This is a genomic window from Acinetobacter towneri DSM 14962 = CIP 107472, from assembly GCF_000368785.1.
Classification (GTDB): domain Bacteria; phylum Pseudomonadota; class Gammaproteobacteria; order Pseudomonadales; family Moraxellaceae; genus Acinetobacter; species Acinetobacter towneri.
Genome location: NZ_KB849690.1, coordinates 468,414 through 488,851, shown reverse-complemented (window position 1 = coordinate 488,851; position 20,438 = coordinate 468,414). Strand labels below are relative to the sequence as shown.

Genomic DNA, 20,438 nt, shown 5'->3' with positions numbered 1-20,438 from the left:
TTCACTATGTGCGTATCAACTTTGCCAAAAGAATAAGCCTAAAATTCATGTGATTAAATCTTTGGCTTATCCGTAACTGGGGTTACTTATGTCCATACACAGCTTTATTATCAAAAGCTCCAAAACAGTGAAAATTTTCACCCAAACTCTGAACTAAATGTGTTAAAAATACTTCTCGATCAGGATCTTTATATACAGTACCAAAAAATATAAAATCCCTTAAAAAAAAATCTTTATTAAATTGCTGAAGCTCTTCAATAGATTTTTGAGCAATATTTGGAATATAACCAATTTTATTATTTGGTAATTTAAATTGTGTTAATAACCTCCCACCTGTTGTACAAAAAATAGCATCAACATAAGGAGCAAACTCTCTTATAAAATTTGCTTTGGATTGTTCACATAACCAATCTACAAACCAAAATCCAATCTTGATTGAGGGATAATTTTTGCGAATCGTTTGAAGAGTTTCTTTTTTTAGTAAATCACTATGACCGATCAAAACAAGCTCTGGACATAAATTTTCTACAATTTTTAAAACCTCATTATTAGCTACACCACTCCCTAACTTTTTTGTTTTGAAAATTGTTCCCATTCTTGCCATATCACGAAAACTATAATCATAAACAAAATGACCATTTTCTATTAAACCTGCAGAAATTTTTCGATCTATAGAATAATACCGCTCTCCCAACTTATTAAATGCAAAATTAGCTATATGTAAAATTTTCATAAAATCAAAGCTCTAACTAGATAATATAATTTTAGCAACTCTAGTTGCTTCATTTAGAAATGTATTAGACAATAATTTTTTTTCATTATCAAAAAAAGTTGAAGTTATTAGTTTATCTACGGAATGCGTAATCCGATCCTCTTTCACTCGATCTATCTGAATAAGCCCTACTTTACAACCTGCGGTGAGTCCCTCATATATCATAGACACACTATCTTCAGTCACCCAAACAGCTTCCGCTTTTTGCATTTCTTCAAAAATCCAGCCCTGCGGCGTTTGTTCAACTGGAAAAATTTGCAGTTGTGAAGCAAAACTTTGCTGAGCCAATGTCACTAAAAAATCAGCAGGTGTACGCCTAGAACTCGTCAAAATAATCTCACACTGCTTATTCTGCAGCACAATCTGTTCAATCGCAGACAATACCTTATCTGCATTCCAAAGATGCCGTTTAGATGAACCACCTAATGCAATCAAAATACGGTTTGGAATGTGTCGCTGCTCATTTTCAATTGGATTCAGCGCACCTTGTGTAACAATCACATTTGCCTGCTCTGGCACACCATCATGTTCAGGAATAACCACATGATCAAACCAAGATAATGGAAAATTGGGTTTCATTAAAATTACAGTTTTCGCTTGCGGAAAAACCTTGCCCATCAAAAAAACACGGAATTGTGTATGACTGCCTACCCCAACAATATAATCTGGTGGCTGCGATACTGCAGCATGTTTTTGTTTTTTATATGCAGTCAATAAACTCAACAGTGGTAAATGATCAATTGAAATTTCTTCAAAAGTCAGATCAATATTTGTTTGCTTTTGCATTGCCTTAAAAAGACCCAATGCTTGAGAGCGATGACCTGCCTTACCATCGCTCACATATAAAATATGCATATTCACCCACCAGATCTAAAGCACGAATAGCATCATTTTACTAGATCAAAGCATTTAAAGTAAGCAAAGCTACATATCCTCAATGACTCGAAATATAAACTTCATTGAACTGTCACAGGGCTTGAATCCGCCTTTTCAGATTCAATGAGTAATTGAACCGCTCTTTCTCTAATTTCGGGAGTATAGTTTGGTTTTTTCATCGGAATAGTCTCTCAGAATATTGAGTCTCCGACAAACCCAGTACGGTTCAAATTGCCTTATTGACATACTCCCCCCACTTTCGTTTTCACTCAAGTGGGGGATTCTAAAAGCAAAGCTCTTAGGCGACTTCCTCACGGATTTCGCTTGCTTTCTGCTTCTTAGGGCGACCTTTACCGCATCCACCCTCCACAGACAAAACGGCATGTCCTGCCGACAATATATTACGAGATGCGTTTAAATCCGCATTCGCAACATAACCGCATCCGACACACTCAAATTTAGCTTGAGTTTGTCGGTTTTCTTTTGCTACATGACCACATTCACAGCAGGTTTGACTTGTGTACTTCGGATCAACTTTTACAAGTAATCCACCTCGCCATTGTTGCTTATATTCCAACATACTAACGAGCATGCCCCAACCTTGATCTAGGATTGATTTGTTTAAGCCTGACTTAGCTTTTACATTCTTTCCTTGATTTTCGATTGTGCCACTTGCTGACTTCGACATATTTGCTACTTTTAAATCCTCAACAGCAATCATTGCGTGGTTTTTGCTGAGCGTTGTAGTGATTTTTTGCAAGTAGTCATGACGAATATTGGCAATGTGATGATGTAGTTTATTGATTTTAAAATTCAGTTTTTTCCAATTTTGACTAAATTTAACTTTCTTTCTCTGCTTCCGTTGAAGTCTAGCTAATTTAATCTGATTGGTTTTAAAGCTATTGATCGGGTCAAAGACCTGACCATTTGAGGTAGTGATTAATTTCTTAACACCAAGATCAACACCAATCGCTGATTTTGATGGGTGGATCGGCATTTCACTAAGTTCTGTTTCAGTACAGAATGAAACGTACCAACGTCCTGACACCTTACTGATCGTCACATTTTTTATTGTGCCTAGAATCTCTTGCGACTTCCTGAATTTAATAACACCTACGCCATTAGGGAGTTTGAGTTTATTTCCTTTAACCCAACAGTATTTATCGAATTGTACAAGGCGAATGGAATCATAACCGTCTGATTTTTTCTTAAATCTAGGCATAAGTGGGCGCAACTGAACCTCAGTACCATCAGCCAATTTAAAAAATTTAGGTTTCTTAGGTTTGCGCTTTTTTTCTTTTAGTCGAGCATGTTCTTTAGGGTTGAAAAACTTCCCCCATGCTGATGCAAGATCACGAACTTTTTGTTGAAGTGACACAGCATTTGAATTTCCATCTAAAAAGCTAAACTGAGGATTCTTTTTCAGTGCTGTTATCTTTTTTACTAGATTCACCGCATTAATGTGTTTATTTTGAGCAAACATTTCAAATGAAATTGCTAATATTTGATTCCAAACAAAGCGTGCAGAGCCAACGAGATTATTTAAAATAACCTCTTGCTCGACATTAGGCTCAAGCCTAAATTTATACGCTTTGTTGATTTTCATTAATGAGTGTGTATCTGTTAATATGGTGCTGATTCTAACATTTTAGGTATATTTTTTCAATGAGTGAGATATATAAAAACCGACATTCAGCCTTTAATCTTCATGTTCATTTAGTTTTTATAACGAAATATCGAAAAAAAATACTAGGTGAGTTGCATCATAAATATTTCAATGAGTGTGCAACTGAAATATGTAAAGATTTTGATGCTGAATTAAAGGAATGTAATGGTGAATCCGACCATGTTCACATGCTTATTCAGTATCCACCAACGGTACAGTTAAGCAAATTGGTTAATAATTTAAAGTCTGTAACAAGTAGAAGAATGCGAAATGAGTTTTTAGACTTGAGAGGGAATTATACAAAACCTGTTTTATGGTCAAGATCATATTTTGCAGGGTCTTGTGGTGGTGCGCCTTTGGAAATAATCAAACAATATATTCAGAATCAACAAGGTTGAAATTTGTGAAATTCACCTCCACCCTGACTGACGGGTGGAGTCCTCTTTCACTTGGAGAATAGGCATGGGGTTCAGCGGACGCTTACAGCGCAAGGAGTGAAAACACAGTTCTGAGCGAAGCGCAAGGCACGTAACATCCTTTACTTCACTCATAAAAAAACCCTTATATACAATAAGGGTTTTTTAAAGATTAAACTAAAACTTAGTTTTTCTCTTTGTCTACGATTTTGTTTGCTTGGATCCAAGGCATCATCGCACGTAACTTGTTACCCGTTACTTCAATACCGTGAGCCGCGTTTTGACGACGACGAGCAGTCATTGATGGGTAGTTCAACGCACCTTCTTGGATGAACATTTTCGCATATTCACCAGATTGAATACGTTTAAGTGCATTGCGCATTGCTTCACGAGACTGTTCGTTAATCACTTCAGTACCCGTTACATACTCGCCATATTCAGCGTTGTTAGATACTGAATAGTTCATGTCAGCGATACCGCCTTCGAACATCAAGTCAACGATCAATTTAAGCTCGTGTAAGCATTCGAAGTAAGCCATTTCTGGTGCATAACCAGCTTCAACAAGAGTTTCGAAGCCCATTTTAACCAATTCAACAGCACCACCACAAAGAACTGCTTGCTCACCAAATAAGTCAGTTTCAGTTTCTTCACGGAAAGAAGTTTCGATGATACCTGTACGACCACCACCTACACCTGAAGCGTAAGAAAGTGCAACGTTACGTGCATTACCAGAAGCATCTTGATGAATCGCGATAAGATCAGGAACACCTGAACCACGTTGGAATTCAGAACGTACAGTGTGACCAGGTGCTTTAGGTGCAACCATGATTACATCTAAGTCTGCACGTGGAACAACTTGGTTATAAAGTACAGAGAAGCCGTGAGCAAATGCTAAAGTTGCGCCTTGCTTGATGTTTGGCTCAATCACGTCACGATAAAGTTGTGATTGGAACTCATCTGGAGTCAAAATCATAACTAAGTCAGCTTGAGCAACAGCAGCAGGAACTTCAGAAACTTTAAGACCCGAATTTTCAGCTTTTTTCCAAGAAGCAGAACCAGCACGTAAACCTACAGTTACGTCTACGCCAGAATCTTTAAGGTTAAGCGCGTGCGCGTGACCTTGTGAACCGTAACCAATGATCGCTACTTTCTTAGATTGAATGATAGATAAGTCGCAGTCTTTATCGTAAAAAATTTGCATTGCTGTCTCCGCTAAAATGCTTAGGATTCCTATCTTACTCAAGTACTTGTCTATTCAGTACTTCAGTAAGCTCTCCATCCTTTGAGATGGAATGAATTCGATGAGTAAAATTAACTATGAAATTTAGTTAAATGGTTAAAACTTTTTCGCCGCGTGCGATACCTGACACACCTGAACGCACAACTTCTAAAATGGTGTTTTCAGCAATCGCGTCAATAAAACCATCTAGTTTTTCAGTTGTACCCGCAAGCTGCACCGTATAAGTCGTTGGTGTGACATCCACAATTTGACCACGGAAGATGTCTGCAGTACGTTTAATTTCAGCACGTGCAGCACCCGATGCTTTGACTTTAATCAGCATCAATTCGCGTTCAATATGCGGGCCTTCTGACAGGTCGACCACTTTAACCACTTCAACCAATTTATTCAGTTGTTTGGTGATTTGCTCAATTTTATGATCATCACCATAAGTTGTAAGCGTTAAACGTGAAAGTGTTGGGTCTTCGGTTGGTGCAACGTTTAAAGTCTCAATGTTATAACCACGTTGAGAGAATAAACCCACTAAACGAGAAAGCGCACCTGATTCGTTTTCAACGAGAACGGAAATAATGTGTCTCATTCTGTGCGCTCCCCTTTACCTAACCACATATCTTTCATAGATTGACCCGCAATTTGCATCGGATAAACGTGCTCTGTACGGTCAACCATTACGTTAATGAATACGCATTTGTCATTAATCGCCATCGCTTCTGCAAGCTTAGACTCAAGCTCATCGGCATGGTTAATTTGAATACCAACGTGACCATAAGCTTCCATCAATTTAGGGAAGTCAGGCAATGAGTCAACATAAGAACTTGAGTGACGACCTTCATAGTTCATATCTTGCCATTGTTTAACCATACCTAAAGCTTGGTTATTCAAGCATAAGATCTTAACATTTAAACCATATTGCTTACAGGTAGAAAGCTCTTGGATACACATCTGAATCGATGCTTCACCCGTGATACATACAACCTGTTGATCTGGATAAGCCAGTTTAGCCGCCATAGCATACGGTAAACCTACACCCATAGTTCCCAAACCACCAGAGTTCAACCATTGACGTGGACGCTTGTACTTATAGTAGTTCGCGCCAAACATTTGGTGCTGACCTACGTCAGAAGTAATGATCGCATCACCATTGGTCACTTTGTCTAATGCTTCAACTACTTGTTGTGGCTTCATGCTGCCATCAGTTGGCTTATCATATTTCAGACCATGGACTTTGCGCCATTCATTGATCTGATTCCACCACGCAGCAATCGCTTCAGGGTTTGGCTTGGACACATTTAACTGTTTCAACTGCACTAGCATTTCCTGAAGTACAGGTTCAACCGCACCTACAATTGGAATGTGCGCCATGATAGTTTTTGAAATGGTCGCAGGGTCAATGTCAATATGAATGACTTTGGCATTTGGACAGAATTTTGCAGGGTTATTGGTTACACGGTCATCAAAACGCGCACCAATACATAAAATCACATCAGCATTATGCATGGTCATGTTGGCTTCATAAGTACCATGCATACCCAACATACCAATAAACTGTGGATCATTACCTGGGAACGCGCCCAAGCCCATTAATGTATTGGTTACAGGGAAGCCCAAGATGTGTGCAAGTTCAGTCAATTGCTCAGAAGCATTGCCTTGTACAACACCACCGCCTGAATAAATCACAGGACGTTTGGCATTTAATAGCTCATCAATTGCTTTGCGAATTTGACCTGAGTGACCACGATGCGGCGGTTGATACGAACGCATCTTCACTTTTTCTGGGTATTCGTAAGCAAATTTTTCTGCTGGGTTGGTTGCATCCTTAGGAATATCAACCACCACAGGACCAGGACGACCTGAAGATGCAATATAGAATGCCTTCTTAATCACTGAAGGAATTTCGCTTGCATGACGCACTTGGAAACTGTGTTTTACAATCGGACGTGAAATACCCACCATATCGGTTTCTTGGAAGGCATCTTCACCAATTAAGTGTGTTGCAACCTGACCAGACAAAATCACCATTGGGATTGAGTCCATATAAGCCGTTGCAATTGGAGTTACTGTGTTGGTTGCACCAGGACCTGAAGTCACTAGCACCACACCAGTTTTACCTGTTACGCGCGAGTAGGCATCTGCCATATGACCAGCAGCTTGCTCATGGCGCACGAGGTAATGATTAATTTTGTCTTGTTGAAAGAACGCATCGTAAATATGAAGTACTGCGCCGCCTGGGTATCCAAAAACATGCTCAACGCCTTCGTCCGCCAATGCGCGAACGAGCATTTCACCACCAGATAAAAGTTCCAACGTGATTCACCCTAGTCTTATCACTGCAAAATGGGAGACACCTGCAGTGTTTTGTTCATTAATTCCTGCACTGTTATAGCACACATATTTCATAGTTTTCATGGCAATAGGAAAAATTTCTGATCTGATTACCGTATAAGCAATATGAGATCTAAAACGTGTTGGGGTAAACACATTTTATAAGCTTTGTTCAGCTTCTCGGCTAGAGAAGTTGCCCATTGCATGACATGACACTTATTCGAAGGGTGATCGATCTAAGGCACATAAAACTAAAGTGTGCATTTTTGTAGTTTACCCGACTAAAGTCAAGTTTAAAAATCGGCTTTTTCTGCTTTATTTATAAACTGGGTATTTTTTACGCTTTGTGTCATCCATCACAATTTAATCCCAAGTCCAATATTTCCATATAAAACAAATAACTTTCAGATATTTGCTGAATTTTTTATAATTTTTTCATATCACATACATAAAAATAAAGAATGAATTAAAAAATATATAAATCGCTTGGTTATGATTCACCAACGCATTTCAGCTTATTTTAACTTGCAAATAGACAAGTCAATGCTCCAGTTTTAAATAGGCGATATTGCAGATAAAAATCATCAATAAATTGTCAACAAACCCTAGCTTCATGGGGAATTATTGCTAAAATTTAGCCAACATGATTTTTTGTAATTGGTTTTCTGCCATTTACCCTTTTTGCTCAGGACTTCCAAACATGAAAACGCCAATGATCCGCTTGAGTTGTCTTTCTGCAAGCTTGATTTTAATTTTTGCCACTAGCTCAGTTTCTGCAAAACAATATTACAAGTGGGTCGATGCAAATGGTTCAACCCATTACACCACGACACCGCCGCCAAAAACTGCCAAGAAAAAAGGCAAAGTCGACACCTATGGCTGGAGAAATTCAGCACCAACCGTTGCCACTCCTGCAAATCCTACTGACAACCCTGCACCTACTGCTGCAAATACAACAAACCAACATGCGACACCAACCACAAATCATCCTGCAGGAAATCCAGCTATGGATCAGCAACAACGTGAAGCCAATGCAGCTTTAAATCAGGCACAACAAGAACGTGCCAACCCACAAGTTTTTTAAGTTTTAAGCCATAAAGTACGACTCGCTTAAATTTTCCTGCACAATCCAACGCGCAAAATTCAATTTAGCTGCATTTTGCGCTATGCTGTGTGACACACTTTTTTTAACCGTTTATTCCTGATTTAACCTTATGACTACTCACATTGACCCTGAATATCAAGCCAGTGCGATTGAACCCCAAGTCCAAAGCGACTGGGAATCTCGTAAAGCCTTTAAAGTTGCCGACACAGTCGAAGGTCCACATCGTTATATCCTCTCGATGTTCCCTTACCCAAGCGGCAAACTGCACATGGGTCACGTGCGTAACTACACCATTGGTGATGTAATTAGCCGTTTTCACCGTTTAAAAGGTGAAACAGTCTTACAACCTATGGGTTGGGATGCTTTTGGTTTACCTGCTGAAAACGCAGCGATTGCGCATCAGGTTGCCCCAGCTAAATGGACTTTTGAAAATATCGCCTACATGCGCGACCAATTGAAAAAACTAGGTTTGGCAGTAGATTGGGATCGTGAATTTGCCACTTGCACCCCAGAGTATTACCACTGGGAACAATGGTTATTCGTGCAACTGTATAAAAAAGGGTTAATTTATCGCAAACTCTCGACAGTCAACTGGGATCCTGTCGATCAAACAGTTTTGGCCAATGAACAGGTCGAAAATGGTCGTGGTTGGCGTTCAGGTGCATTGGTAGAAAAACGCGATATTCCAATGTACTACTTCCGCATTACCGATTATGCCCAAGAATTATTAGACGATTTAGAAACTTTAAAAGATGGTTGGCCACAGCAAGTCTTGACCATGCAGCGCAACTGGATTGGGCGTTCGCAAGGGATGGAAATCACATTCCCATCGGCAAATCCTGAAATTTATGCAGATGGTCTGACTGTATTTACAACGCGTGCTGACACGTTAATGGGTGCAACTTATGTGGCTGTTGCTGCAGAACATCCAATGGCGTTAAAAGCAGCAGAAAACAATGCACAATTAAAAGCCTTTATTGAAGAATGCCGCATGGGTTCTGTGGCAGAAGCTGACCTTGCCACTGCCGAGAAAAAAGGTATGGCGACTGGCTTATTTGTGAAGCATCCAGTAACGGGTAAAGAATTGCCAGTGTGGATTGCCAACTATGTATTGATGTCTTACGGTTCTGGTGCGGTGATGGCTGTACCTTCGCACGATGAGCGTGATTTTGAGTTTGCCAATAAATTCCAATTGCCAATTATTCAGGTGATTGATGCCAAAGGTGCAGACGATGCGGACTTTGACACAACCCAATGGCAAGAATGGTACGGTTCTAAAGAAGGTAAACTGGTCAATTCAGGCGAATTTGATGGTTTAGATTTCCAAGCGGCTTTTGATGCACTTTTAGCGAAATTAGAGCCACAAGGCTTAGCCAATGTAAAAGTACAATTCCGCTTACGTGACTGGGGTGTTTCACGCCAACGTTACTGGGGCTGTCCAATTCCGATGATCAACTGTGAAAAATGTGGACAAGTTCCAGTTCCAGAAGATCAGCTTCCTGTCATTTTACCTACCGATGTTGTGCCAGATGGCTCAGGCAACCCGTTAAATAAAATGCCTGAATTCTATCAAACTACTTGCCCATGCTGTGGTGGCGAAGCACGTCGTGAAACCGATACCTTAGATACTTTTGTAGAATCATCTTGGTATTATGCACGTTATGCATCTCCAGATTTTACAGGTGGTATGGTCAAGCCTGAAGCTGCGCAAACTTGGTTACCAGTTAATCAATATATTGGTGGTGTAGAACACGCCATCTTGCACTTATTGTACGCGCGTTTCTTTCACAAACTTATGCGTGATGAAGGCGTGGTACAAGGCAATGAGCCATTTACCAACTTGCTGACTCAAGGCATGGTCTTGGCTGACACCTTCTACCGCGAAGCAGAAAGCGGCAAGAAAACTTGGTTTAACCCTGCCGATATCGAGCTTGAAAAAGACGAAAAAGGTCGCGTTCTTTCGGCTAAATACATAGGCGATGGTCAAGCGGTGATTGTTGGTGGTCAGGAAAAAATGTCGAAATCGAAAAATAACGGTATCGACCCACAAGCCATTATTGACCAATACGGCGCAGATACTGCACGTGTATTTATGATGTTCGCTGCACCACCTGATCAGTCTTTAGAATGGTCAGATGCAGGCGTTGAAGGTGCGAACCGCTTCTTAAAACGTGTTTGGCGTTTGGCGGCAGGTTTCCTTGAAAAAGGCAGCAATGCAACTGCAATTGACAGTAGTAAACTTGCTACAGCAGCGCAGGACTTACGTCGCAAAACCCATGAAACCATTCAAAAAGTGGGCGATGATATCGAGCGTCGTCATGCATTCAACACTGCAATTGCAGCATTGATGGAACTCTTGAATGCTTGCAACAAGTTTGAAGCACAAGACGAGCAAGACCTTGCCGTTGAGCGTGAAGCGATTGTGACCTTATTAACCTTGCTTGCACCTTTTGCACCACACTTAAGCCAGACTTTATTGGCACAGTTCGGAATTGAGTTAACTTCAACCCTCTTCCCAACCGTAGATGAGTCTGCCTTAACCCGCAACACACAAACTATTGTGGTGCAAGTCAATGGTAAATTACGTGGCAAGCTAGATGTAGCTGTAGATGCATCTAAAGAGGACATCCTTGCACTTGCCAAAGCGTTACCAGAAGTACAACCATTCTTGACTGGGCCAACCAAGAAAGAAATTGTTGTACCGAATAAGCTAGTGAATTTGGTGGTTTAAGTGCTTTTAAGCCTCCCTTTTTAAATGGAGGTTTGGAGGGATTTTATAAAACAATCCCCCTAAACCCTCCTACAAAAAAGGAATTAAAACAATTTCCAAACAAAGCCCGTTGTCAGTCAATGGGCTTTGCACCTACAATCAAGATATTCTCAACTTCCGCTTTTAAACTTTCAAGAATATTACAGAGGACAGCACATGCACTTTAGCCAACGTCTAGCAGTCATTGTTTTAACTTGTGGACTCAGTGCTGGCTTAGTCGGCTGTGGTTTTCATCTTAAAGGCACCAATCCAAGCATTGCACCTGTGGCTTATTCAAAAATGAGTCTGGCTTTACCGAGCAATGCTGAAGAATTAGAAGAAAAACTTTCCATTCACATGGGTACAGCGGGCGTACAACTCAGCAATGACCCTAATGCCTATGTACTGCGTGTACTTGACTATACGCCACGTCGCTTGGAATTGAATGGCAAACTGGTAGAAACCTTATTACGTTTGAGTGTGACTTTCCGTATTGAAGATGCGCAAGGCAACCCGATCACCGAACCTCGTACCGTCATGGCAACGCGCAGTTATCAATACGATGTCGCAACTGTGAATACCGATGATCAGGAACAAAAATTCTTAAAAGAAGTCATTATTGATGATGTAGCACAGCAAATTGTGCGTCAAATTTCATCTAATCGTTTACCTTTGGTCAATCCACCTGTGTATTCAAACCCTAAATAAGTTTTCGAGTGCGATTTTTTTATGAAACTTGACTATCTACAAGCCCTCAAACGTGTCGATGAAGCACGCGGCGCATGGATTTTGCATGGTCAAGAACCCTTACTCGAACAAAACTTGTTGGATGCTTTTCGTGCCAGTTGGCAAAAACAGGATATTGAACGTCAGCGTTATGATTTAAATAGCGTTAGCGATTGGAAAAATGTATTCAATGCCTTAAACAGTCTGTCACTGTTTTCGAGTCAATTGGCGGTTGAAGTACACGGCAATATCAAGCCTGATGCCAGCACACTAAAACAACTGAAAAGTTATATTCAGCACAATGAACAAAACTTGCTGTTGGTGGTGATGCCAAAACAAGACAGCAATAGCCTGAAATCCAGTTTTTTTCAGTTGATTGATGCCAATGGGGTCAATGTTGCACTCACGGCGAATTATCCTAAAGATCGGCAGCAGATTTTAGGTTTGGAAGCAGAAAAGCTTGGCATCCAATTGGGACATGATGCGTGGCAATGGTTGGAACAACACCATGAACACAACCTTTTGGCTGCCAAAAACAGCTTGATGCGGGTCAGTGACACCTTTCCTGAAATTCAGCAGATTCAGATTGAACATTTACATGCCTGTTTACAAGATCAATCCCGTTATAGCACTTACGATTTAAATGATGCTTTACTGGCAGGAAATCTGGCGCAAGCTATGAAAATTTTTCAATACCTCATGGCTTCGGGTGAAGCCATGAGTTTAATTTTGTGGAGCATCAGCAAAGAAATGCGCCTGCTGATGCAATTATTTGAACAACCACAAAATGCTTTGCAACTGGGTATCTGGAAAAACAAAGTCAGTGTTTATCAGCAAGCTTTGCGACGTTTAAATCCAAATAGTTTCTTGCAATGGCCCGCCCTGTTATTGCGTATTGATGCCGCCATCAAAGGGATGTCCAAGGAAAACCCTGAACATCTGGTGCTACAAGCCATTACAGAACTCTGTGGTAAAACACTGTTCGCTTCTCACTCGGCTTAATTTAGCAGACTTCATCAAATAATTTTTAAAATCATCTGCTTTTCAGAGGATTAGCTAAAGAAACGTGCAAACCAACTTTTGCCTTTTTTCTGTTCCTGTGAACGCAAATAATGCAGCATATTGTCGCGTACCGCATCGACATAATCCTGATCATCATGCTGAATATGGTTAATCAACCATTTAGACAACAAACGATACAAATCATGTTCTACCGATTCGCCATTGGCAAAACGCTGACGGCAATCATTCAAACGCTTCACAAAGAGTTCGTGAATACCACGATGTGATGGTAAGTATTGATAATTGACCTGTGACAACAAGTTTTCTTCAAAGCTAAAATGCGATTGCGTATAGTCAATCAAGTCATCCAAGACTTCTTTGATTTGCTCCCGCGCACCTGTCGCCCGAATTTTTTCCAGCGCATTAATATAGTCCAGAATTTGTCGATGTTGATTGTCAATCACATCAATTCCGATATTAAATTTCTCACTCCACTCCATGATTTACCCCTCAGATTTTTTGCTTAAAGTCATGTTTTATTGCATCGTCCCGATGCCGTATTATCCTAATGATTAAATCCATAATTATTTTATGGAATTTGATACTAGCTGCTTTTAATTCTTAAATCCATATAGAAAATAAGGTTTTTTAAGCAACTTAGACCATAGTTGTATTTTTCAGCATTTATCATAAAAATTCATAAAATTATCATAGAGATGAAACAAACTACCCCACCTCGTTAACAGATGCTATTTTCACTTTTTTTATGGATGTAATACCGTACTCAGACTGTATTAAATCTAGCTCAAACCACTAATAAATAATTCTCATTTACAGTTTCTTCAAAAAATTCACGATTTATCCTTATTTCACTTCTATAATCCTTTTAATTTCTTTTTCTGTTTTTTGACTCATGCCAAAAATAAAATCGACCAAACTTATTGCGGGAATTATCATTGCGCTGATGCTGGCATTTGCCGCTTGGTATTTTTTAAAACCCAAAGAACAACAACCGCAATACATTACTGCCGAAGTGAGCCGTGGAGATATTGAAAGTGCGGTGTTGGCAACAGGCGTACTTGAAGCCACCAAAATGGTCAGTGTTGGTGCGCAAGTTTCAGGTCAAGTCAAAAAAATGTATGTTCAGTTAGGCGATCAAGTCAAACAAGGACAGTTGATTGCCCAAATTGACTCCGTACGACAGGAAAATGAGTTTAAAACAGCGCAGGCCAGTATTAAAAACCAACAGGCACAATTGGCGGTTCGACAAGCCAATCTCGCCAAAGTCGCAGCAGAATATCAGCGTCAACAAGCCATGTATGCGCAAGATGCGACCTCACGTGCCGAACTTGAAACTGCCTTAGCCAACTATAAAACTGCACAAGCAGAAATTGCTGCCATTAATGCTCAAATTGAACAGTCACGCCTAACTTTAGACACGTCTAAAGAAAATTTAGGTTATACCCGTATTCTTGCCCCAATGGATGGCACTGTCGTTGCAATTGTGACCGAAGAAGGTCAAACCGTGAACGCCAATCAAAGTGCGCCCACGATTATTAAATTAGCCAAACTTGACACCATGACTGTAAAAGCAGAAATTTCTGAAGCGGATGTAATGAAGGTCGAAGAGGGACAAACGGTCTATTTCACCACCTTGGGCAACAGTGAGAAAAAACATTACGCTACTTTACGTCAGGTAGAACCTGCACCCAAATCCATCAATACCGAAAGCAATAACAACACCTCATCATCTTCAAGTTCTGCCGTGTACTACAACGCTTTATTTGACGTACCAAATGAAGACGGCAAGCTACGCATCAATATGACCGCACAAGTGTCCATTGTATTGGCAGAGGCACGCAATGTGCTGACCATTCCTGCTGCTGCGGTACAAGGTGTAAACCGTTCACGCAGTCGTGGCAACAGCAATAATTCAGACAGCAACGTACGTGCTGAGCGCGACAATACCGATGCCAGTTCTAGCAAACGCCCTGCCCGCTTGGAATTGACTACCAATGAAAAAGCCTTGGTTGATCAAGGTAAAGCCTCTTTAGGCATGGTACGCGTGCTGCAAGCCGATGGTTCAGCTCGACCACAATCGGTATTGCTTGGCTTAAACAACCGCGCAACAGTACAAGTCATTCGTGGCCTAAAACTGGGCGATCAAGTCATTATTGCCGATGGTTCCGATACCTCAAACGATGCGGCGAAGCGTGGTGGTCGTGTTGGCCCATCAGTGAGAATGTAAGATGAGTCAGTCACAACCTCTGTTAGAGGTCACCAATCTGACCCGTGAATTCCCTGCGGGTGAATCTACAGTACAGATTCTCAAAGGTATTGATCTGAAGATTTACCCAGGTGAATTGGTTGCAATTGTGGGTCAGTCAGGTTCAGGAAAATCCACCCTCATGAATATTTTGGGCTGTCTGGATCAACCCACCACTGGCAGCTATAAAGTCAAAGGACGTGAAACCCGACAACTTGAAGCCGATGAACTGGCACAGCTACGTCGTGAATATTTTGGTTTTATTTTCCAGCGCTATCACTTATTGGGTGATTTAAGCGCTGCGAGCAACGTCGAAGTGCCTGCAATTTATGCAGGTGCCGATGTTGAAGAACGACAAACTCGCGCAACTGCGCTGCTCAGTGATTTAGGTCTAGCCGATAAAACCCAAAACCGCCCAAGTCAGCTTTCAGGTGGGCAACAACAACGTGTATCCATTGCACGTGCCTTGATGAATGGTGGCGATGTGATTCTTGCCGATGAACCCACAGGTGCACTCGACAAGAATAGCGGTATTGAAGTGATGCGGATTTTGCGTGAGCTGAATGCCAAAGGTCACACCATCATCTTGGTCACACATGACCATAATGTCGCTAAAAATGCCACACGGATTATTGAAATCAGTGATGGGCTTATTATTTCTGATCAGCCCAACACACCTGCCGATCAGGATGATATTACTCAACAAACCTTGCAACATCCGCCACAAAAAAGAACTTCAGCTTGGCGCTCTGTATTTGATCGTTTAGGTGAAGCCTTCCGCATGGCGCTACTGGCGATGAATGCACATCGCATGCGCACCTTTTTAACCATGCTCGGGATTATTATCGGGATCGCTTCGGTTGTATCTGTTGTGGCACTGGGCAATGGTTCACAGAAACAAATTTTAGAAAACATCAGCAGTTTAGGCACCAATACCATCACCGTGTTTCAAGGGCGTGGTTTTGGTGATACCTCGCGCTCATCTCAGCTTAAAACCCTAATTCCTGCCGATGCCGATGCTTTGGCAGAACAACCTTATGTGGATGGCGTCAGCCCATCAGTCAATAGCAACGTCACGGTACGCTTTAAAGACACCGAGGCTTCTGCCACAGTCAATGGGGTGAGTGAAGACTTTTTCTATGTACGCGGCATGAATTTCCAGTCGGGTCAGCCTTTTGACAAACACAGCGTGCTGGAACAAGCGCAAGATGTGGTGATTGATCACAACACCAAAAATACATTTTTTAGTGATGGCAGCAACCCTGTCGGGCAAGTAATTTTATTGGGCAGCGTACCCAGCCGTATTATTGGCGTGGTCGAAGAACAAAAAAGCATGATGGGCAATGCCGACAGCTTAAATGTGTATTTGCCCTACTCTACGGTAATGAGCCGCATGCTTGGCCAAAGCCATGTGCGCAGCATTATTGTACGAGTCAAAGATGAATATCCAAGTGCTGCAGCAGAAAATGCCATCCTAAGTCTGTTGGTACAGCGTCATGGTGCGCAGGATGTATTTACTCAAAATGCCGACAGTATCCGTGAAACCATCCAACAAACTACCGCCACCATGACCTTACTGGTTTCTGCTATTGCAGTGATTTCACTGGTGGTCGGTGGAATTGGCGTAATGAACATCATGTTGGTCTCTGTCACAGAACGCACCCAAGAAATTGGGGTACGCATGGCAGTCGGCGCACGACAAAGCGATATTTTGCAGCAATTTTTAATTGAAGCCATTTTAGTGTGTATTTTAGGCGGTGTACTTGGCGTCTTGCTCGCACTCGGAATTGGGCAATTGATTAATCATGTGGCAGGTGGAACCTTTCAAATGGCGTACTCCACCACCTCGATTGTAGCCGCTTTTGTCTGTTCAAGCCTGATTGGAATTGTGTTCGGTTTTATTCCTGCACGTAATGCTGCCCAACTGAACCCTGTCGATGCGCTATCTAGAGAATAAGGAATTAGAGTAAGGAATGATGATGCGATTTAACCAGAAGTCACGACAATTCAGCCAACTCGTCACTGCGCTTTTTCTTGGCAGCAGCTTAGTGGGTTGTGCAGCCGTAGTCAAAACACCTTATCAGGCACCTGCTGTAAATATTCCTCAACAGTTTGAGCAGCAGCAAAAAAGCCAGCAAGTCCTTGCACAACTAAATACAGACCGTTGGTGGACACTCTTTCACGATGCTGCTTTAAATCAATTGGTTGAACAAGTCTTGGCGCGTAACAGTGACCTCGCGGTTGCAGGACTGAATTTACAACAAGCCAGATTACAAGCAAAACAAAGCCAAAGTCAGCAAGGTGTCCGGATTGGCAATGCAGGTATTTCTACAGGGCATCAATTTAGTTTAGAGGGCAATGGTGATACAGCGCGTGGGATTTCGCTGAATTATCCCGGACTGAGCTATGAATTGGACTTATTCGGTAAACTTGCCAATCAGACTGAAGCTGCACGTTGGGAAGCCTTAGCCACCGAACAAGACTTACAAGCCACCGCACAAAGCCTGATTGCAACCACTGCCAATTTATATTGGCAATTGGGTTATTTAAATGAACGCTATGTTGTCGCACAACAAAACCTTGCCAGTACGCAAAAAACGTATCAATTGGTCAGTGCGCAATATCGCGCGGGTGCAGTTTCAGGATTGGATTTAAACCAAGCCGAACAAGCCCTGCAAAGTCAAAAATCAACCTTGAGCCAAATTGCACAGCAAAAAGTTGAAACACGCACCGCCTTGGCAGTTTTACTGCATCAACCTGTGCAAATGTTGAATATCAATGAACCACAGAGTTTAGCCGCTGTTCGTTTACCGAATATTACTGCTGGCTTACCTGCAGAACTGCTGTCACGTCGTCCCGACTTACGTGCAGCCGAATTACGTTTACGTAAAGCCTTGGCCAATAAAGATGCCAATCGAGCCAGTTATTACCCATCCATCAGTCTTACAGGCACACTCAGTACAGGTGTCGGTACAGGCGCGCATACCTCTTTAAGCGATGCCCTAAAAAACCCAATTGCCACTTTAGGTGCAGGTTTAACCCTGCCATTTTTGCAATGGAATGATATGCAGCGCGATCTAAAAGTGAATGCTTTGGAATATGAAAAAGCCATTGTGCAATATCGACAAACTTTATATAAAGCCTTTGCCGATGTCGAAAATGCACTGTCAGCACGAACCGCGCTGAATCAACAAGTCGCGCTGCAAAGCCGCAATTTAGCACTGGCAGAGAAAACTGAACGCTTAACTGAGGTGCGTTATCGGCATGGTGCGATTGCCTTAAAAAACCTGCTAGATGCACAAGAAACCACCCGCAATGCACGTTTAAGTTTATTGCAGACCAAGCAAAACCAATACAACGCCTATGTGACTTTATTGCAAGCGTTGGGTGGTAGTCCGATTCAAAACATTCAATAATGCAAGAGTTGATCTAAATTGATCACGATAAAAAAAGCCTGTGGATGATTTTAAACATCCACAGGCTTTTGCTTGCTTTGTATATAAACTTTGAAATTAAGTTTTCTCAGATAATAACGCTTCTTTACTTAATACTTGATGGCTACTGGTCGCAATTGGCAAACTGACTTTAAAAGTCGTTCCCACACCTTCTTTCGATTCCACCACAATTTGCCCGTGGTTCAAATCGACAAAACGCTTACACAACACCAAACCTAAACCAATACCCTTTTCACCTGCAGTGCCTTTAAAACTAACAGTAAGTTTAGGCTCGAACAGCGTTTCGAGTTGTTGTGCAGTCATGCCCAAACCCGTATCTTGAATATAAATATCCACACTGGTTTCTGTTTGCTCTGCACGTAAAATGACTTTGCCTGTGCCATCGGTAAAGGTAAATTTCAGCGCATTCGACACCAAATTTTGAATCACCGAGGTAATCATATTGATGTCGGCATAAACTTTAATGCCTTCTTCAACTTGATCAATCAGTTCAATATTTTTCTTGATTGCCAAACTTTTCAACACATCGCAAACAATTTTGGTCGATTGCTTTAACTCAAAATTAATTGGGTGATACACAAAGCGTCCACCCTCTGCCATCGCCCAATTCAATAAACTTTCTAGCAAGTTATAGGTCGATTGTGCTGTGTCGAATAAATAGTCGGCAATATTTTGAATACTAGAATCATCCAAAGTTTCGCGCTCTTGCGCTAAAACTTCCGAAAACCCCAATAAGCCATGAAATGGCGCGCGCAAATCATGCGCAATAATTTGGAAAAATTTGGTTTTACTAAAATTCAATGCAGACTGCTGTTCATACAGTTCTTTTAAGCTTGCATAATCAACTTTTAATTCAATATAACGCACCAAACCTGCAGCAAACTCCGCCACTGTCGGCAAAGCACCTAAACTAAACGCTTCTTCACGATGATCAAATAACAACAACTGCCCAATCGACTCGCCATCGGTTTTGAGTAAATCCAGTGCGATTAGGCGCGCGGCTTCTATCCCCAAACTTGCGATGTGCTGCACAAAATTTGCATATTGAGGATGTTGAGGTTCAATCAGTTGCTGACCTTGAAAGAAAGCGTCTAACCGTGCGTTTGGGTTGGCACGAAAGGCTTTAAAAACTTGATTGGTGGAATACCAGATGTACGGCTCATTTTTAAAAGTCAAAATGGCATGATCTACTTGCAGCATTTGACGGGCAAACTTCAAAAAACCATCAATTTGGTTACTTGGCGTATGTACACCCAATAATAACGAGAGTGTGCAAGCACTGAGTTGCTCCGTTTCAGGACCAATTTCCAGCAACTGTATTTTCATTTTTGCCTCGTTAATTAAAGTGTGCCGCGCCTATGAATTATTTTGTCTACAAAACTCATCCACTGAATTCAGAGTTAACCTACAAACTTTAACACAAAACACAAGCTTTCAAACTAATTTAAAAAACTGCGTAACAACTCGGCATTTCTTCTTTACTACTTGATTTTTTCATCTATGGATTAACAAGGGTTTAGCTCACGCTTGATTATGATTTTTGATGGATCAAACGGTGCTACAAACCCGCTAAAAAATACGCTTATTTTTGTAAAATTTGGACCATAAAATAGATCTAAACTTTTAAAATATAAATCAGGCTTTTTATCTGTAGATTTCCCTCCGTTTTTGAAGAAAATCTCAACTTCTATACAAGAGTTTACATTGCATCACACTGTAAAAAATAGAAGCAACATATTGATAAACATATAAAATAAATAGAATAAATATATCCACCTATCATTTTCATCGGTTATTTATCAAACATTCGACTTAAGTCGAACCCTCAACTGGTTAATTTATA

16 protein-coding genes are annotated in these 20,438 nt (G+C 41.2%); 8 read left to right on the top strand and 8 right to left on the bottom strand.

Translation table 11 applies throughout. The features are described 5' to 3' along the window. Window positions 1–82: 82 nt before the first annotated feature. From F947_RS09595 to F947_RS09585, 3 genes are all read right to left on the bottom strand, one after another. Window positions 83–733, bottom strand: coding sequence for a hypothetical protein (locus F947_RS09595; RefSeq protein WP_004974992.1), 651 nt, complete (start codon window positions 731–733; stop codon window positions 83–85). Between the two features lie 12 nt (window positions 734–745). After that, window positions 746–1,627 (bottom strand): ELM1/GtrOC1 family putative glycosyltransferase, encoded by an 882-nt coding sequence (locus F947_RS09590; protein WP_004974991.1) that lies wholly within the window; start codon window positions 1,625–1,627, stop codon window positions 746–748. Window positions 1,628–1,946: 319 nt separating this feature from the next. Next, a complete protein-coding gene (locus tag F947_RS09585; protein ID WP_004974356.1) occupies window positions 1,947–3,254 on the bottom strand; it encodes an RNA-guided endonuclease InsQ/TnpB family protein in 1,308 nt (435 codons plus the stop codon). A 59-nt stretch (window positions 3,255–3,313) separates the two neighbouring features. Here F947_RS09585 and tnpA point away from each other — a divergent pair, with 59 nt between their 5' ends. Beyond that, window positions 3,314–3,712: an IS200/IS605 family transposase gene (gene tnpA, locus F947_RS09580; RefSeq protein ID WP_004970281.1), complete on the top strand. Its 399-nt coding sequence runs from the start codon at window positions 3,314–3,316 to the stop codon at window positions 3,710–3,712. Between the two features lie 202 nt (window positions 3,713–3,914). On the opposite strand, the gene ilvC is transcribed toward tnpA, so the two are convergent. The 3 genes from ilvC to F947_RS09565 all read right to left on the bottom strand — a co-directional run bounded on the left by ilvC (window position 3,915) and on the right by F947_RS09565 (window position 7,274). Next, entirely contained in the window at window positions 3,915–4,931 is a 1,017-nt protein-coding gene (ilvC, locus tag F947_RS09575) for a ketol-acid reductoisomerase (protein WP_004974988.1), read from the bottom strand. A 127-nt stretch (window positions 4,932–5,058) separates the two neighbouring features. Next, complete coding sequence (gene ilvN, locus F947_RS09570) at window positions 5,059–5,550, bottom strand: acetolactate synthase small subunit (protein WP_004974986.1); 492 nt, start codon at window positions 5,548–5,550, stop codon at window positions 5,059–5,061. Further along, window positions 5,547–7,274 carry an acetolactate synthase 3 large subunit gene (locus F947_RS09565; RefSeq protein WP_004974985.1) on the bottom strand — a complete coding sequence of 576 codons (1,728 nt, stop codon included), beginning with the start codon at window positions 7,272–7,274 and terminating at the stop codon, window positions 5,547–5,549. Before F947_RS09565 ends, ilvN begins: the two co-directional genes overlap by 4 nt. A 730-nt stretch (window positions 7,275–8,004) precedes the next feature. On the opposite strand from F947_RS09565, the gene F947_RS09560 reads away from it, so the two are divergent. The 4 genes from F947_RS09560 to holA all read left to right on the top strand — a co-directional run bounded on the left by F947_RS09560 (window position 8,005) and on the right by holA (window position 12,874). After that, window positions 8,005–8,376, top strand: coding sequence for a DUF4124 domain-containing protein (locus tag F947_RS09560; protein WP_373683868.1), 372 nt, complete (start codon window positions 8,005–8,007; stop codon window positions 8,374–8,376). A 130-nt stretch (window positions 8,377–8,506) separates the two neighbouring features. Beyond that, window positions 8,507–11,128, top strand: a complete 2,622-nt coding sequence (gene leuS, locus F947_RS09555) for a leucine--tRNA ligase (RefSeq protein ID WP_004974978.1) — start codon at window positions 8,507–8,509, stop codon at window positions 11,126–11,128. A 195-nt stretch (window positions 11,129–11,323) separates the two neighbouring features. Beyond that, window positions 11,324–11,854, top strand: coding sequence for an LPS-assembly lipoprotein LptE (locus F947_RS09550; protein ID WP_004974973.1), 531 nt, complete (start codon window positions 11,324–11,326; stop codon window positions 11,852–11,854). 21 nt (window positions 11,855–11,875) lie between these two features. After that, window positions 11,876–12,874 (top strand): DNA polymerase III subunit delta, encoded by a 999-nt coding sequence (gene holA / locus F947_RS09545; protein WP_004974972.1) that lies wholly within the window; start codon window positions 11,876–11,878, stop codon window positions 12,872–12,874. 50 nt (window positions 12,875–12,924) lie between these two features. On the opposite strand, the gene F947_RS09540 is transcribed toward holA, so the two are convergent. Continuing rightward, a complete protein-coding gene (locus F947_RS09540; protein WP_004974971.1) occupies window positions 12,925–13,374 on the bottom strand; it encodes a bacteriohemerythrin in 450 nt (149 codons plus the stop codon). Window positions 13,375–13,787: 413 nt separating this feature from the next. On the opposite strand from F947_RS09540, the gene F947_RS09535 reads away from it, so the two are divergent. From F947_RS09535 to F947_RS09525, 3 genes are read left to right on the top strand one after another with little or no spacing between them, the layout of a single operon-like run. Continuing rightward, window positions 13,788–15,122, top strand: a complete 1,335-nt coding sequence (locus F947_RS09535) for an efflux RND transporter periplasmic adaptor subunit (RefSeq protein WP_004974970.1) — start codon at window positions 13,788–13,790, stop codon at window positions 15,120–15,122. 1 nt (window position 15,123) lies between these two features. Next, window positions 15,124–17,097 (top strand): MacB family efflux pump subunit, encoded by a 1,974-nt coding sequence (locus F947_RS09530; protein WP_004974965.1) that lies wholly within the window; start codon window positions 15,124–15,126, stop codon window positions 17,095–17,097. A gap of 22 nt (window positions 17,098–17,119) precedes the next feature. Continuing rightward, window positions 17,120–18,556: an efflux transporter outer membrane subunit gene (locus F947_RS09525; RefSeq protein WP_004974963.1), complete on the top strand. Its 1,437-nt coding sequence runs from the start codon at window positions 17,120–17,122 to the stop codon at window positions 18,554–18,556. A gap of 96 nt (window positions 18,557–18,652) precedes the next feature. Here F947_RS09525 and F947_RS09520 read toward each other — a convergent pair whose 3' ends face one another. Next, entirely contained in the window at window positions 18,653–19,921 is a 1,269-nt protein-coding gene (locus F947_RS09520; RefSeq protein WP_004974961.1) for a sensor histidine kinase, read from the bottom strand. Window positions 19,922–20,438 lie beyond the last annotated feature (517 nt).